We start from the raw sequence: 14,259 nt of genomic DNA, 5'->3' as shown, positions 1-14,259 counted from the left end.
CCGCCCGCGCCACCGCGTCGCTAGCGTCCCGGCCGTGGCGCCCTCCGCTCCCCCTTCGCTCTCCGCCCGCCTGGCCCGGCAGGGACTGCTCGCGGCGGTGAAGCGGGGCGTGCCCGCCGAACAGCTCTGCCTGGACGTGGGGCTGCGGTGGGCGGACCTGGACGACCCCGAATCTCGCATCCCCTACGCCCTCCTGGACGACCTGCTGGAGCGGGCGGTGGCCCTCACCGGGGATGACAACCTGGGGCTGCACATGGCGGGCATGGACGTGATGGACGCGGATGATCCCGCGTCGCTCGTCATCCTCACCAGCGCCCACCTGCGCGAGGCCATGGAGCGCGGCTGTCGCTACCAGCGCGTGTGGGGCGACGGCGAGCGCTTCCTCGTGGAGGACACCTCCCGGGGCGTGCGCATGCGCTTCACCCCGGTGGGCCCGTCCTGGCGTCCCGCGCACCGGCACCTCACGGAGGTGGCGCTGGCGCAACTGGCCCAGGGCGTGCGCATCTTCACTGGCGCGGATGTCCGCCCGCTGCGAGCGCGCTTCTCCCACGCGCCCCCCGGGAACGTGGGCGAACACGAAGCCCTCTTCGGCTGTGCGCTGGAGTTCAACGCGCCGGCCAGCGACCTGGAGTTCTCCCACGAGGACGCGGACCGGCCCTTCGTCCACGCGGACGCGCTGCTCCACGCCGTGTTCGAACACCAGGCCCGCCGCGTCGTGGAGCGGCTGCCCGGGGTGGACACCCTGGTCGGACGGGTGCGTGAGCAGGTGCGCCGGACGCTGGCGGGAGGCGACTTCTCCTTCGTCGCCGTGGCCCGGGCCCTGCGCATGCCGCCCCGGACGTTGCAGCGCCAGCTGGCGACGGAGGGCTACACGTACGCGGGCATCGTGGAGTCCCTGCGCCGCGAGCTGTCCCAGGGCTACCTGCAGCGGCGCATGTCCATCGCGGAGGTGTCCTTCCTCCTGGGGTACGCGGATCCTGCGGCCTTCCACCGCGCCTTCAAGCGCTGGTGGCGCACGTCTCCGGAAGCCTTCCGCAGGGCCAGGGCCTCAGGGGGCTGACAGGCAGGCGTCGGCCCGGGTCCCCGAGGGGCGGGAATCGGGACTCCGCCTGGAAGCGGCCGTGCCTACGTTTGCGCCTGAGGGCAGGGCCCGCCATGGACCCGGGGCCCCTTCCAAGGAGACCACCATGTGGACACGCCGGTTCAATGGGCTCGTCGTGCTGGGAGTTATCGGAACGGTGGGGTTCGCGGCGGGCTGCAATGAGCGCCAGCAGCAATCCGTCAACGAGAACGCCCGTCAGGTGGGACAGGAGGTGGGCGAGGCCGCGAAGGACGTCAAGCACGGCGCGGGCAAGGCCGCGGAGAGCCTCCGCGAGTCCAGCCGTGAGGCCGCCCAAGGCTTCCGCGAGGGTGTGGGCGGTTCGGGGGACACGGCCTCCGAGGAGCAGAAGGCCGACGAGCGCAGCGGGGATGGACCGGACATCGGTCGCCACCCGGGCGTCATCAACGACGGGGAGGGCCCGCTCGAAGAGCGCTGAAACACGCGCGAGACGCGCTGTGTCGACACCCACGGTGTCTCCGCGTTGTGTTTGAATGTCGACCATGGACGTGGCTTCAGCCCCCCGTGGTCCCCTTGCGTCCCCTGGTCGCTGGCTGTGCCTGTTGCCGTGCCTGTTGACGGTGGCGTGCGTGACGACGGGGGGCGGCGGGAACACGCACATCCCCACGCTGGAAGAGCGGTGCAACGGCGGAAGCGCGTCGGCGTGCGAGACGTGGGGACAGCAGCTCACGGTGGACCACCGGATGGAGGAGGCGGACCGGGCCTTCGGGCTGGCGTGCGCGATGGGGTCGACGTCCGCGTGCATGACCCAGGGCAAGTCCCGGATGGCTCAGGGCGACCTGGAAGGCGCGGAGCCGCCGCTGCGCAAGGTCTACGAGGAGAACTCGGAGGAGGGCGCGCTGGCGCTCGCGGATCTCCGGGAAGCGCGCGGCGATGTCGCGGGGGCGTCGCGGCTGCGCTGGGAGGCGCTCGGGCTCGACAAGTCGACGGTGGAGTTCGCGCTCGGCTGGCGCATCCCGTGGCAGGGAGGCCTGGGCGGCTCGCTGGATGTGAACGTGCAGCCCATGGGGCTGGGCGCGCGACGGCTGACCCTGGGGGCCAACATCTCCTTCGGTTCGGAGTCGTCGCTGAACGCCACCGTGGGCTACCAGCACTTCCTGACGAACTGGGCAGCGCCCTACGCCCGGGTGCTGGTGGGCCCCAACCTTGAGCGCCATGGCGCCCCCCTCAACCTGGGCGCGGAGGTGGGTTTCAAGGTCTTCGCGGGGTCCATCGGTCACTTCGCCGCGGGCCTGGGCACGTCGTTCGACGGCTCCACGTACACGGTCCTCCAGGTCGGGATGGATTGGATCGTGGCGCTGATGGTGCTCGCGCACATGTGACGCGGGCCTTATGCGGCCACGCCCAGCTTCGGGCACACGTCGTTGAGCAGGCACTCGTCGCACTTCGGCTTGCGGGCGATGCAGGTGTAGCGGCCGTGCAGCACCACGGCGGGGCCGAAGAAGGTCCAGTCGTCCCTGGGCACGAGCTTCATGAGGTCGCCCTCGATGGCCTCTGGCTTCTCCTGCTTCGTCAGGCCCAGCCGCTGGCTGACGCGGGCCACGTGGGTGTCCACGATGATGCCGGAGGCCTGCTGGAAGGCGGTGTTGAGCACCACGTTGGCCGTCTTGCGCGCGACGCCGGGCAGCTTCACCAGGTCCTCCATGCGGGAGGGCACCTGGCCCTTGAAGTCGTCGAGCAGCGCGCGGCTCATGGCCTGCACCGTCTTGGTCTTCTGCTTGTAGAAGCCGGTGGGCTTGAGGTCCTCCTCCAGCTCCGCGGTGTCGGCGTCCGCGAGGTCCTGGGGGCCGCCGGGATACTTCTGGAACAGCGTGGCGGTGACGCGGTTGACGCGCTCGTCGGTGCACTGCGCGGCCAGGATGGTGGCCACGAGCAGCTCGTAGGGCGTGTTCCAGTTCAGCTCGTACTTCGCGTCGGGGAACTTCTCGCGCAGGCGTTCGAGCACCACGGGGATCTTCTCAGCGGCTTTCATGGGAGGTCCCTCACATCGACCGTTCAACGAGCGTCGTCAACTCCGCATCGGTGAGTGGCAGCGGATTGCCCTTCATGCTGCTGGCGGCGCGGGCCTTGGACACGAGTCCGGGCACGTCCGCATCGTCAAGGCCCATGGAGCGCAGGCCCCGGATGCGCAGGGCCTGGACCAGGTCCTTCACCCAGGCGATGCCGTCCTCGGCGCGAGCTTCCGGCTGGCCGGTGAGCAGCACGGCCAGCTCACGGAAGCGGGGCAGGGCGGGGTGCTCCGGAGCCCGTGCGCGCAGGGCGTCCAGGTTCACCTCCAGCGTGGCCCCGAGCAGCGCGGCGCACAGCGCCCCATGGGCCGCGCCCAGCATCCCGCCCAGCGGCGCCGCGAAGCCATGCACCGCGCCCAGGCCCGAGTTGGCGAGGCACAGTCCGCCGAAGAGGCTGGCGATGGCCAGGTCCTCGCGCTCCGTGGGGCCGGGGCCGTGGAGCACCGCCTTGCGCAGCGAGCGCGCCGAGCGCTGCATCCCTTCCCGCGCGAGCGCATCCGTGAGCGGCTGAGCACGGACGGACACGAAGGGTTCGATGAGCTGGGACAGCGCGTCCAGGCCGCCCGCGGCGAGCACGTCCGACGGGGCATGCTCCAGCAGGTCGGGGTCCACCAGGGCCACGCGGGGCAGCATCAGCGGGCTGCGGAGGCTGGCCTTCACGCCGGCCTCCTTGGAGCCCAGCACCGCGTTGCGCGTCACTTCCGAGCCGGTGCCCGCGGTGGTGGGAATGGCCACGAACGGAAGCGGCGGCTTCGTCAGGGCCTGTCCACGTCCGATGACCTCCAGGTAGTCGAGCGGGTCGCCCCCGTTGGCGGCGAGCGCGGCGATGGCCTTGCCCGCGTCGAGCGCGCTGCCACCGCCGAGGGCGACGACGGCGTCACAGCGGGCCTCCACGGCGACGGTGGTGCCTTCGCGTGCGGTGTCGACGGTGGGCTCGCCTGAGACGCGGAAGGAGGCGGAGGTGATGCCCAGGCGTTCGAGTGCGGCGCGGACGGGTTCGGCGCGGGCGGGGTTGGTGCCGGTGACGAGCAGGACCTTCTGTCCGCCCAGGGCGCGCACCAGGTCGGGGACCTCGGCGAGGCGGCCGGGGCCGAAGAGGACGCGGTTAGCGGTGGCGAACTCGAAGCTTGCGGGGGGCATGTCACCAGCCCGCGTCGTCGGGGAATCGGTTGGCGTAGCGGCGGGCGGCGCGGGGCTCGGCCATCATGGGGGTGACGGTGTCGCGCCACGTGAGGTAGTGGGCGGTCTCCTTGTGGGCGGCGGGCGCGTCGGGGGAGCGGTAGGCCTCGACGAGGACGAAGCGGGTGGGGTCCTCGGTGTCCTGGCACACGTCGAAGCGGGCGATGCCGGGCTCCTTCACGCTGGCGCTGGCGTTGGCGAGGGTGGCCTGGAGGAAGGCTTCGACGTGCTGGGGCAGCACGTGCACGTGGACATGGACGACGAGCAGGCTCGTGGGCATGGCGCGCACGGTAGCGCGGGCGTCTTCGAGCGGGAAACTGGTAGGGTGCCGCCCCGTTCACTCCCTCATTTTTGGAGCAAGACTGCGCATGGTCTCGGACCTCTTCGACGCGTCCCGCTGGCAGCCGGTGGAAGGCTTCAAGTTCAAGGACATCACCTTCCACCGCGCGGTGGATCAGGGCACGGTGCGCATCGCGTTCAACCGGCCGGAGGTGCGCAACGCGTTCCGTCCGAAGACGGTGGACGAGCTGGCCCGGGCGCTGGAGGCCACGCGGTTCATGACGGACGTGGGCGTGGTGCTGCTCACGGGCAACGGGCCCTCGCCGAAGGACGGCGGGTGGGCGTTCTGCTCGGGGGGAGACCAGCGCATCCGGGGCAAGGACGGCTACAAGTACGAGCCCGGTGAGGATGCGGGGGATCCGGCGCGGCTGGGGCGGTTGCACATCCTGGAGGTGCAGCGGCAGATCCGCTTCCTGCCCAAGGTGGTGATCGCGGTGGTGCCGGGCTGGACGGCGGGAGGCGGGCACAGCTTGCATGTCGTGTGTGACATGACCATCGCGAGCAAGGAGCACGGCATGTTCAAGCAGACGGACGCGGACGTGGCGAGCTTCGACGCCGGTTACGGGTCCGCGCTGCTGGCGCGGCAGGTGGGGCAGAAGCGGGCGCGGGAGATCTTCTTCCTGGGACAGTCCTACACGGCGGACGAGGCGTTCCAGATGAATGCCATCAACGCGTCGGTGCCGCACGCGAACCTGGAGAAGGTCGCGCTGGAGTGGGCGGCGGAAATCAATACCAAGAGCCCCACGGCCATCAAGATGCTGAAGTATGCCTTCAACCTGCCGGACGACGGGCTCGTGGGCCAGCAGCTCTTCGCGGGAGAGGCCACGCGTCTGGGCTACGGCACGGAGGAGGCGCAGGAGGGACGGGATGCGTTTGTCCAGAAGCGGAAGCGCGACTTCAAGCGCTTCCCCTGGACGTACTGAGGGCGGTTGTTCTGGGAATTGGGCTGGAGACTCTTTGCCGCCCATTTCCCCATGAATGGCTCATACGGGCCATTCATGGACAGACGCTTCAGATGTTGATGCGGGAACTGACCGTCCGGACGTCCAAACCCAGCGCTGAGAACTCCGCAGCGTGGGCCCGCAGCAACTCCAGCAGACGGGGATGCACGTCCTCTTCTTCATTGGAGAGGATGAACCCGTAGTTCGTCTTGGACAGCATCCAGGAGATCCACAGCATCTCCGTCGCCTCGTCCGGCTTCGGCGCCACGTCCAGGTCCGCCTCCGTCGACAGCGCGCCTCCCTTGCCCCAGCGGAGCCCCAGACACGAATACAGCACCTCGCCCGCATCCTCCCACTGGAGGTTGTTCGCCCAGGCGTGCCGGAAGGTCGCGAAGAAGATGACGTAGCGGCAGAGGTTCTTCAGCGCCTCCACCTCGCCGGGCTGGGGAACATCCGTCCGTGTCACCGCGCTGACCGCCTTGGGAGGTGGCTCTGTGGCCTTCTCATCCAGGTCCATGCGCTCCGAGCGCACGAACCACGGCGCATCCTTCCCCGGCACCTTCGCCCTTAGATAACGACACACGAAGGCAGGCACCGAGTGCGCCACGAGGTCGTCCGAGAACCGGCGCACCTCGTGCCACTGCGCCTCCAGTTCCGTGCCGTGTTCCGCGAAGAACGCGTCGACGTGCTCCCCGAGCAGTCGCCAGAAGAGCTGTCCGGCCTTTGCATACCGGTGTCCTTCACAGACAGGCGTCGCGGGCGCGAACCCCTTCCAGTCATAGCTGCCCATCAGGTGTTCCAGCCGCTGGTTGATACCCCGCTCGGTCAAGGCACTGGAGCGCGTGATGTATCCAGTCGACCCCACCAGGAACCCGTTGGCCGAGTGGTTGATCAACACCACTTCCCGCAGGTGGGGCATCAGCAGCCAGCGCAAGGGATTGCGTCGCAGGTTCCGGTGCGCGGCAATGGCATACTGTTCCACGTTGAAGTGGCACTGCCCCAGGTGATTGCCCAGCTCCACGTCCAGCGTCGCGCTCACCCGAGCCATCCGCTTGGCCGCCTCCCAGTCCGCGCCGTCCGCGGGCGTGAAGGTCCGCCGTGTCACGGGTGAACCGGGCGCCGTCGCTCCGGGCTCCCGCATCCCCAGGATGATGCGCACGGGCAGCAGCCTGCCCTCCACCAGCCGCAGCCGCACGTCGACATCCGGCAGGCAGTGGAGGCCGTCCTGCTCATAGGCATTCCACGGCAGATACAGCCGGAACGCCTGGGCATCCCCAGGGACTTCCGGGTCCCGGTCCATGACACTGGAGAACATTCCGTTGAGCAGGCGTTCGCCAAAATACGCATCACTCCGGGTGGAGCCCGGCGACTCCCGCTCCATCCGAGCTGTCGTCGACTCCGGATAATCCGACTGGATCTTCGCCAGACTCGGAGCCTGCCCCAGCCGACCCTGGAACTGGTGCTGCCGCTTGATGAGCTCAATGGGCGCGACAGCCTTCAGCATCGCCAGCGAACGCCCCGGCGCATACGCCGTGGGCGGCGTGCCTTCCTCCACGACGAGCAACCGCGCCAGGGGCGTCGCAGGATCGTATTCCCAGTAGGGCACCCGGACCGTGCCGAAGTCATACTGGAGCCCCCCGTGGTCATCCGGACCTCGCTCCGAACCGATGCGCCTCCACGTCTCCACCACGCGCCCGTCCTTGCGGAACGTGTGCTGGGGTTCGAAGAAGCGAAGCTCCAGGTCCGGCAGGTCGCCTTCCCCCGCGTCGGCGGGGTCATAGCGGAGGGAGAAGGCCCCTGTCGCATCCGTGAAGCCCTCGCCCAGGAAGTCGTCCGGCGTGCCGAAGTCCCGGTCCCACAACTCCACCTTGAGATGGTGCAGCGCGATGGGACCCTGGGGACCGTCCTGCTCGAAGACGAGGCGTCCGGTGGCGACGGCGGGCAGGGTGGCCGGATCCCTCGACGCACGAGGCGCGCGCACGCGCGAAGCCAGGTTCCGGCTCACCGCCAGCCGCTGCTTCAGGTCGAGCCCCGAGTACCACCGGGCCAGCTCGTCCGGCTCCAGGAGGTCGGCTTCGTCGCTTCGGGACTTGAGACCCAGGGACGAGATGAGGCGGCGCCAGACAGTGCTCATGGGCGGCGGGCCTCAATGAAAGACATTGCCCGGAAGGGCATCGTGGATTCAGGTTCGTGACAGAAGCTGTTGGGGGCGGGTGCCATCGCACCCCAGAGGGTACCACGGCTTGTCCGGTCCGCTTTTGCGTCTTACCGTCAGCCATCCGTGCTAGTGGGGGATTCCATGACTGTCGATTACACGCTAACGATTCGCACGAACTCGCGGCTCGGCGCGGGAACCAACGCCAACATCTCCGTCGTGCTGGTCGGAACGCAGGGTGAAAGCGACTCACACCCGCTGGACAAGCGCTTCCACAACGACTTCGAGGCCGGCTCGGAGGACTCCTACACGGTCCAGACCCGTGACCTGGGCGAGCTGCTCCTTCTCCGATTCTCGAACACCGGCAACGGGGTCGCGAGCGACTGGCTCCTCGACACGGTCCGCGTCACCGCCGGAGCGAAGCACTGGTTCTTCCCCCACCACCGCTGGGTGCTGGGCAAGTCGACCGCGGAGGTCCTCGAAGGCACGGCGCGGCTGGCGCATCAGGTGGCGCACGAGCGCGCGGCGTCCGCCCGCACGGCGCAGCTCCAGGCCCGTCAGCGGATGTACGGCTGGCGCGCGCCCGAAGCCACGGCCGGGTTGCCCGGCGCGCTCGACATCAGCGACACGCGACCGCTCCCGAAGGACGAACTCTACCGGGGCCTCGTGGATGGCAGCTACGAGGTCGTCATCGCGAAGACGCTGGCGGCCATCAAGCTGCACATGCCCCTGCTGAACAAGGCCTGGAACGGCCTGGTGGACATCTTCGACTTCTTCAAGGGCATCGAACTTCCCCAGCTCGCCAACCGCTGGAAGGACGACTACGAGTTCGCCCGGCAGGCGGTCCAGGGCATCACCCCCGTCCACATCCAGTCCATCACCGCGCTGCCCGAGGGCCTCCCGCTCGCGGACGGCGACCTCAACGGTCTGCTGTCACCGGGCCTCTCGCTGGCCCAGGCCCTGGCGGCGAAGCGCGTGTTCCTGCTCGACTTCGAGATCCTGGACGACGTGCCCATGTTCAAGAAGGTGGACGAGAAGGGCGTCGAGGAGCGGCGCTGGTCGCCCGCGTCCCGCTGCCTGCTGTTCCTGGATGACACCCGGCACCTGCGTCCCATCGCCATCCAGCTGGGACGCGACCCGGAGAAGGATCCGGTGTTCACACCCAATGACAGTCAGTACGACTGGCTGGCCGCGAAGATCTACGTCCGGTGCAGCGAGGGCAACACGCACCAGATGGTGGGGCACGCGCTGCGGACGCACTTCATCGCGGAGCCGTTCGTCATGGCGACGATGCGCAACCTCCCGGATCCGCACCCCGTCTACAAGCTGCTGCGCCGCCACTTCCGCTACACGCTCGCCATCAACGAGGGCGCCCGGAAGGGCCTGCTCGCCGAGGGCGGCGTGTTCGACGACATCATCGCCACCGGCGGCCCCGACAAAGGCCACGTGTTCCTGGGCAAGAAGGGCTACCAGCGCTGGAAGCTGACGGACAACAGGCCGCGCCAGGACATCGAGCGCCGCGGGGTGCTGGACGCGGCGGTGCTTCCGCACTACCCCTACCGGGACGACGCGCTGCCCTTGTGGGACGCGTTCGAGGAATACATCGGCGGGGTGCTCGGGCACTTCTACAAGTCCGACGCGGACCTCGTGAATGACGTCGAGATGCAGCGCTGGTGGGCCGACCTCATCTCGCACGGCATGCCCGTGGAGAAGCTGCCCTGCACGGAGCTGAAGCGCGTCGCGGACCTGGTGGACATCCTCACCACCGTCCTCTTCACGGTCAGCGTCCAGCACGCGGCGGTGAACTACCTCCAGTACGAACACTACGCCTTCGTGCCGAACGCGCCCCTGTGCATGCGCAAGGCGCCCCCGACGAAGAAGGGCCTCATCGGGCCGGATGACATCGTGGAGATGATTCCCTCCAAGTCGCAGATGCTCTGGCAGGTCTCCATCGGTCGCGCGCTCTCCAGCTTCGGTGACGACGAGGAGTACCTGCTCCACGAGGGCGGCTGGTACGAGGAGTACTTCCAGGAGCCGGAGGTGCTCGCCCTCCGTGATCGCTTCCACGCCCGACTGCGCGCCCAGCGCGACGCGGTGAAGGCTCGCAACGAGAAGTGCGAAGTGCCCTACACGGTCCTGCAGTCCGACCGGATCCCCTGCGGCATCACCGTCTGAGACGTCTGGAGAAGATGCCCATGCCCAACCTGCTTTCTCGTGGCCTGTTCAACCTGTTCTTCGGTTCCAGGCGCAAGCCCTTCGCTTCACTCCCCGGGCCGCAGCCCGGCGTGCTCGGCACCGCGGGCGACTTCCTGGGGCCCCAGCCCTGGGATGTCTGCGCGCGGTATGGCCGCGAGTACGGCGGTGTCACGCTCATCTGGATGGGGCCCAGCCCCGGCGTGGTGCTCAACGACCCCGCGGTCATCGCGGAGGTGCTGGAGTCCCCCCGCCGGATGGAGTTCGAGAAGGGAAACATCAGCGAGCAGGTCCGGCCCACGGTGACGGACGACACGGTCTTCATCGCGAAGCTGAGCGGGGACTGGGCCCAGAAGCGCAAGCTGGAGCCCATGGAGCAGCCGTGGTCTCCGAAGTGGCTGGCCGCGCAGGTGGAGCCGATGCACCGGTCCGTCGTCGAATCCGTGGAGGCCCTGCTGAAGGAGCCCTCCATCGACTACACCACCGCGATGCGGAAGCTGACCTTCGACGCCTTCGCGGTCGCGGCGGTGGGGGAGAAGCTTCCGACCTCCGTGTTCGACGACTTCATGCTGATGGCGAAGGGCGCGGATGCCCGGATCCAGGCGAAAATGCCGTTGAAGTTCGTCTCTCCGCCCAAGGGCTTCGAAGAGGCGAAGGCGCGCTTCTATGGCCAGTTCGCGGACCGGGTGCGCGCCGCGCGCAAGAACCCGAACCCCCAGGCCGTGGACGTGATGTCGTGGACGCTGCGCGAGACGCCTGGGATTGATGACCAGGTGTTGGCGCACCTGCTGGGAGGCGTCTTCTACGGAGGCGCCTTCTCCGCCAGCGTCACGTTGGTGGGCGCGTTCCACCAGCTCCAGAAGTACCCCCAGGCCGAGGCGCGGCTCGCGGAGGAGGCCGCTTCGCTGGGGGACGGGCCGCTGACGTTCGAGAAGCTGGGCCGGGCGCCCTGGGCGGAGGCCTGCGCCTTCGAATCCCTGCGCCTCCTGCCAGCGGTCCGGGTCTTCACCCGCACGCCTTCGAAGGACGCGCAGCTCGCGGGCGTCACGCTGCCGGCGGGCGCGATGATCATGATCTCCAACCAGCACCTGCACCGGGACCCGGCCCACTGGACGGAGCCGGACACGTACAACCCCGCGCGCTGGCTGGACGGTGGCGCGGCCCGCGACCCGCTGGGCAGCGGCCACTTCTTCCCGTTCGGACGGGGCCCGCGCGCGTGTGTGGGCGGAGACTTCGCGATGGTGTTCCTGCGTACGGCGATTGCGACCATCGCCGCCCGCGCGAAGGCCCAGGTCGATTCGACGGAGCCCTTCGAGGAGGGCTTCTTCTTCGGCGTGGTGCTCCCCAAGGGCGTCACCGGGAAGCTCGTCGCGCGCCAGGCAAGGGCCGCTCCGACGGTAGGTGCCATCTCCGCTTGATGGCGCCCTGACCCTGACCGGCGAGCGGAAAGCCAGACATCCGTGAGCGCTACGGGATGCGACCGGTGTCCATGAAGGTGTCGGACGCGATCTGCGACACCTTTCACTTCCATCCGGGGCTCCCGGGCGGATTTCTTCGTCAGGACACGGGGGCCAGCGCCATCGCCGCCGCCACCAGGGGCGCGGGCTGGCGCGACTTGAGCCAGACGGCATGAATGGGAAACTCCGCGCGCGGACGCGTCAGTGGCCAGGCCACCACGCCGGCCGCGCGCGGCCCTTCGGGCTGGAACGACGGCACCAGGGAGAAACCCAGCCCCGCGGCCACGAAGGCGAGGATGCTCTCCGCGGAGTCCGCTGAATGCACCTGCCGGGGATGGACGTCGTGCAGGGCCAGGGCCCGCAGTTGGAGGTCCAGCAGGTGATGGTCGGAGCCGTAGCCAATGAAGGGCTCCGCCTCCAACTGCTTGAGCTGCACGGTCCTGGAGCGCGCCCGCGCGTGGGCGCGAGGCAGCACGATGAAGCCCTTCACCCGGCCCACCTCGCGCGATTCCACGTCGTGCGGCAGCTCCGGCAGGTGGTCCACCAGCAGGTCCGTCTCTCCCAATCGCAGTCGTGCCAGCTCGGGCGCCGCGGATTCGAACAGCCGCACCTGGATGTCGGGACGCTCGCCGCGCAGCCGGCCCAGCCACGGTGGCAGCAGATGCCGCAGCACCAGGTTGGAGGCATGGATGCGCAGCGTCCCGCCGCGCTCGCCTGTCTTCAGGGAGCGCGCCACCTGGGGCAACCCTTCCAGGAACGGGGCCACGAAGGCATACAGCTCCCGCCCCGCGGGCGTCAGCGCCATCCGGTCCTTGCCCACGCGGGTGAAGAGCTCGACGCCCACCTCCTCCGTGAGCCGCTTCACCTGCTGATAGATGCCCGGTTGGGTGATGGGGTAGGGGAACGCGCGCACCGCCCGCGTGTAGCCGCCCATGCGCGCCACCCAATAGAAGCCCTCGAGCCGCTGGATTTGAATCATCACCCACCGTTATAGATGGACCCGCGATTTGTGACATGCGGTCCGGAGGGCAGGGCGGGCAGGCTGGTTCGCGTACCCCACCACCGGAGCACGCACCCATGCCGTTCCCATTCCCCTTCGCCATCCGTACCCTCGTCGCGACGCTCGCGGGCGTCACTGCGCTGACGTCGGGCTGTGCCCCTCCCGACGCGCCGGGGGGCGCGCCATCCCCCGCCGTGCCCGCGCTGGCCGAACAGAAGGAGGCCCTGGCGGAGGTGTCGCTCGCTCGCGTCAACGTCGGAGGCCCCGAGGTGACCGACGCGCAGGGCCGCACGTGGAGCGCGGACCTGGGCTTCGTCGGGGGGCGCACGCTCCAGTTCACCGGCGACGTGAAGGGTACGACGGAGGATGTGCTCTACAACAGCGCCCGGGAGGGCATGGCCCGCTACAGTGTGTGGCTGGGGGGCAACCGGGGCGTGTACCGGGTGAAGCTGCTCCTGGTCGAACCCACCGAGTCCCCGGGTGCGCGCGTCTTCCAGGTGAAGGTGGACGGGCACGTCTACCTGCCCCAGGTGGACATCGCGAAGGAGGTGGGCACGCGGACCGCCTACCAGGCCGTCTTCGACGTGCCAGTGCCTTCGGGGAATCTCACCATGGAGTTCCTGCCGCTGCAGGGCCTGACGCTCGTGTCCGCCTTCGAGGTGAGCTCCGTGTCCTGGCAGCCTCTGGGCGATCCTCGGGGAGACCTCTACATCCGCGGTGACGTGACGCTGCCGCAGGTGGCCATGGACACGACGATGCGGCCCTATGCTGCCCACCTGGAGCGGACGGGCTTCTACAGCAACGAGAACATCCTCCGGGTGGAGCGCTGGGACGGAGACCTGTCCACGTCTCCGTGGACTGGAAGTTGGACGGCGTTGGACGTGCCGGGCGGAACCCCCGCGCCCATCACCCGCACCCAATCCTTTGCATTCATCGTGGACGGCAGCGGCGCGCCAGTCGTGGCGCACGACGATTACTATTCCTTTGAGACACTGAGTGTCTCGCGTTGGAGCGGCAATGCCTGGGTTCCGCTGGGGCCGCCCCAGAAGGGAGATGGCTACGGGGCCGGGGCGGACGAGACGTCCCAGGCGCTGGCGCGGGGCTCGGATGGACAGCCCATCCTCGGCTTCGTCGCCCGCGGCTTCTCGCAGAGCAGCCTCGTCGTCCGGCGTTGGACGGGGTCGGCCTGGGTGTCCTATCCCAGCGCCCAGGGCCTGCCCTCGAATGACTACCTGCGCGACCTGAGCCTGGCGGCCCATCCTGCCGGGGGACCCGTCGCGGCCTGGATGGAGTTCGATTTCGAGCCGACCATGACCCGGTACCTGCGCGTGGCGCATTGGACCGGAGGCGACTGGGTGATGCTGAGTGATGCCGGGCTGCCCATCACCCCCGGCTCCACGGTGGATACCCCCAAGGTCTACGTGTCGAACGCGGGCGTCATCTTCGTGGCCTGGAACCAGTACAACCCTCCGGGGACGGCGAACGAAGGGTCCGAGGTGCGGGTGGCCCGCTGGAACAATGGCACGTGGGTGGCCCTGGGCGGCGGCGTGAGCATCCAACGCCAGGCCACCGGCCAGCCCCGGATGTTCGCGGACTCGAGTGGCAAGGTGACGCTGCTGTGGGCCGAACTTCCGGAGACGCCCGACGCGAGGGCCTTTCCCATGTACCTGCGCAAATGGAACGGCACGACGTGGGCGACCGTGGGCGGGAGTGCCGGCCCCGTGGCCCGCACGCCGGATGGGTACTTCTCTCTCTCCCCGGACAAGCGGGGCCTGCCATTCTTCACGTGGCCGGGGACCTACCAGGGCAAGTCGGTGGCCCACGTGCAGGTGTTGAACCCGTAGGGGCCCACCCTCAAAGTCAGAA

The 14,259-nt window shown here is 69.0% G+C and carries 12 protein-coding genes; 7 read left to right on the top strand and 5 right to left on the bottom strand.

What is annotated here, in order from left to right; translation table 11 throughout:
• Nucleotides 1-34 precede the first annotated feature (34 nt).
• The 3 genes from OV208_RS08205 to OV208_RS08195 all read left to right on the top strand — a co-directional run bounded on the left by OV208_RS08205 (nt 35) and on the right by OV208_RS08195 (nt 2,442).
• The gene (locus OV208_RS08205) at nt 35-1,060 is read left to right on the top strand and encodes an AraC family transcriptional regulator (RefSeq protein WP_267573275.1); all 1,026 of its coding nucleotides are present in this window, start codon (nt 35-37) and stop codon (nt 1,058-1,060) included.
• A gap of 127 nt (nt 1,061-1,187) precedes the next feature.
• Entirely contained in the window at nt 1,188-1,538 is a 351-nt protein-coding gene (locus OV208_RS08200; RefSeq protein ID WP_267573274.1) for a hypothetical protein, read from the top strand.
• A 124-nt stretch (nt 1,539-1,662) separates the two neighbouring features.
• On the top strand, nt 1,663-2,442 hold the full coding sequence (locus OV208_RS08195) for a tetratricopeptide repeat protein (RefSeq protein ID WP_267573273.1): 780 nt from the start codon (nt 1,663-1,665) through the stop codon (nt 2,440-2,442).
• A gap of 8 nt (nt 2,443-2,450) precedes the next feature.
• Here OV208_RS08195 and nth read toward each other — a convergent pair whose 3' ends face one another.
• The 3 genes from nth to OV208_RS08180 are packed head-to-tail and all read right to left on the bottom strand — an operon-like array spanning nt 2,451 to nt 4,588.
• Nucleotides 2,451-3,092: an endonuclease III gene (gene nth, locus OV208_RS08190; RefSeq protein ID WP_267573272.1), complete on the bottom strand. Its 642-nt coding sequence runs from the start codon at nt 3,090-3,092 to the stop codon at nt 2,451-2,453.
• A 10-nt stretch (nt 3,093-3,102) separates the two neighbouring features.
• On the bottom strand, nt 3,103-4,269 hold the full coding sequence (locus tag OV208_RS08185; RefSeq protein WP_267573271.1) for an iron-containing alcohol dehydrogenase: 1,167 nt from the start codon (nt 4,267-4,269) through the stop codon (nt 3,103-3,105).
• A gap of 1 nt (nt 4,270) precedes the next feature.
• Nucleotides 4,271-4,588 carry a putative quinol monooxygenase gene (locus OV208_RS08180; RefSeq protein ID WP_267573437.1) on the bottom strand — a complete coding sequence of 106 codons (318 nt, stop codon included), beginning with the start codon at nt 4,586-4,588 and terminating at the stop codon, nt 4,271-4,273.
• A gap of 88 nt (nt 4,589-4,676) precedes the next feature.
• On the opposite strand from OV208_RS08180, the gene OV208_RS08175 reads away from it, so the two are divergent.
• The gene (locus OV208_RS08175; protein ID WP_267573270.1) at nt 4,677-5,570 is read left to right on the top strand and encodes a 1,4-dihydroxy-2-naphthoyl-CoA synthase; all 894 of its coding nucleotides are present in this window, start codon (nt 4,677-4,679) and stop codon (nt 5,568-5,570) included.
• A gap of 88 nt (nt 5,571-5,658) precedes the next feature.
• Here the strand turns inward: OV208_RS08175 and OV208_RS08170 are convergent, their stop codons facing one another.
• Nucleotides 5,659-7,722, bottom strand: a complete 2,064-nt coding sequence (locus OV208_RS08170; protein WP_267573269.1) for a lipoxygenase family protein — start codon at nt 7,720-7,722, stop codon at nt 5,659-5,661.
• Between the two features lie 165 nt (nt 7,723-7,887).
• Between OV208_RS08170 and OV208_RS08165 the strand changes: the two genes are divergently transcribed.
• A complete protein-coding gene (locus tag OV208_RS08165) occupies nt 7,888-9,918 on the top strand; it encodes a lipoxygenase family protein (RefSeq protein WP_267573268.1) in 2,031 nt (676 codons plus the stop codon).
• A gap of 20 nt (nt 9,919-9,938) precedes the next feature.
• Entirely contained in the window at nt 9,939-11,354 is a 1,416-nt protein-coding gene (locus OV208_RS08160) for a cytochrome P450 (RefSeq protein ID WP_267573267.1), read from the top strand.
• A 139-nt stretch (nt 11,355-11,493) separates the two neighbouring features.
• Here the strand turns inward: OV208_RS08160 and OV208_RS08155 are convergent, their stop codons facing one another.
• On the bottom strand, nt 11,494-12,372 hold the full coding sequence (locus tag OV208_RS08155; protein WP_267573436.1) for a LysR family transcriptional regulator: 879 nt from the start codon (nt 12,370-12,372) through the stop codon (nt 11,494-11,496).
• A 98-nt stretch (nt 12,373-12,470) separates the two neighbouring features.
• Here OV208_RS08155 and OV208_RS08150 point away from each other — a divergent pair, with 98 nt between their 5' ends.
• The gene (locus OV208_RS08150; protein WP_267573266.1) at nt 12,471-14,237 is read left to right on the top strand and encodes a malectin domain-containing carbohydrate-binding protein; all 1,767 of its coding nucleotides are present in this window, start codon (nt 12,471-12,473) and stop codon (nt 14,235-14,237) included.
• Nucleotides 14,238-14,259 lie beyond the last annotated feature (22 nt).

Source organism: Corallococcus sp. bb12-1 (genome assembly GCF_026626765.1).
GTDB lineage: Bacteria > Myxococcota > Myxococcia > Myxococcales > Myxococcaceae > Corallococcus > Corallococcus terminator.
This window is presented reverse-complemented; position numbering and strand designations above follow the sequence as displayed.

Coding starts and splice junctions, on each gene's coding strand:
- OV208_RS08200 (WP_267573274.1), top strand. CDS start 1,188: ATGTGGACACGCCGGTTCAATGGGCTCGTCGTGCTGGGAGTTATCGGA.
- nth (WP_267573272.1), bottom strand. CDS start 3,092: ATGAAAGCCGCTGAGAAGATCCCCGTGGTGCTCGAACGCCTGCGCGAG.
- OV208_RS08185 (WP_267573271.1), bottom strand. CDS start 4,269: ATGCCCCCCGCAAGCTTCGAGTTCGCCACCGCTAACCGCGTCCTCTTC.
- OV208_RS08180 (WP_267573437.1), bottom strand. CDS start 4,588: ATGCCCACGAGCCTGCTCGTCGTCCATGTCCACGTGCACGTGCTGCCC.
- OV208_RS08175 (WP_267573270.1), top strand. CDS start 4,677: ATGGTCTCGGACCTCTTCGACGCGTCCCGCTGGCAGCCGGTGGAAGGC.
- OV208_RS08170 (WP_267573269.1), bottom strand. CDS start 7,722: ATGAGCACTGTCTGGCGCCGCCTCATCTCGTCCCTGGGTCTCAAGTCC.
- OV208_RS08165 (WP_267573268.1), top strand. CDS start 7,888: ATGACTGTCGATTACACGCTAACGATTCGCACGAACTCGCGGCTCGGC.
- OV208_RS08160 (WP_267573267.1), top strand. CDS start 9,939: ATGCCCAACCTGCTTTCTCGTGGCCTGTTCAACCTGTTCTTCGGTTCC.
- OV208_RS08155 (WP_267573436.1), bottom strand. CDS start 12,372: ATGATTCAAATCCAGCGGCTCGAGGGCTTCTATTGGGTGGCGCGCATG.
- OV208_RS08150 (WP_267573266.1), top strand. CDS start 12,471: ATGCCGTTCCCATTCCCCTTCGCCATCCGTACCCTCGTCGCGACGCTC.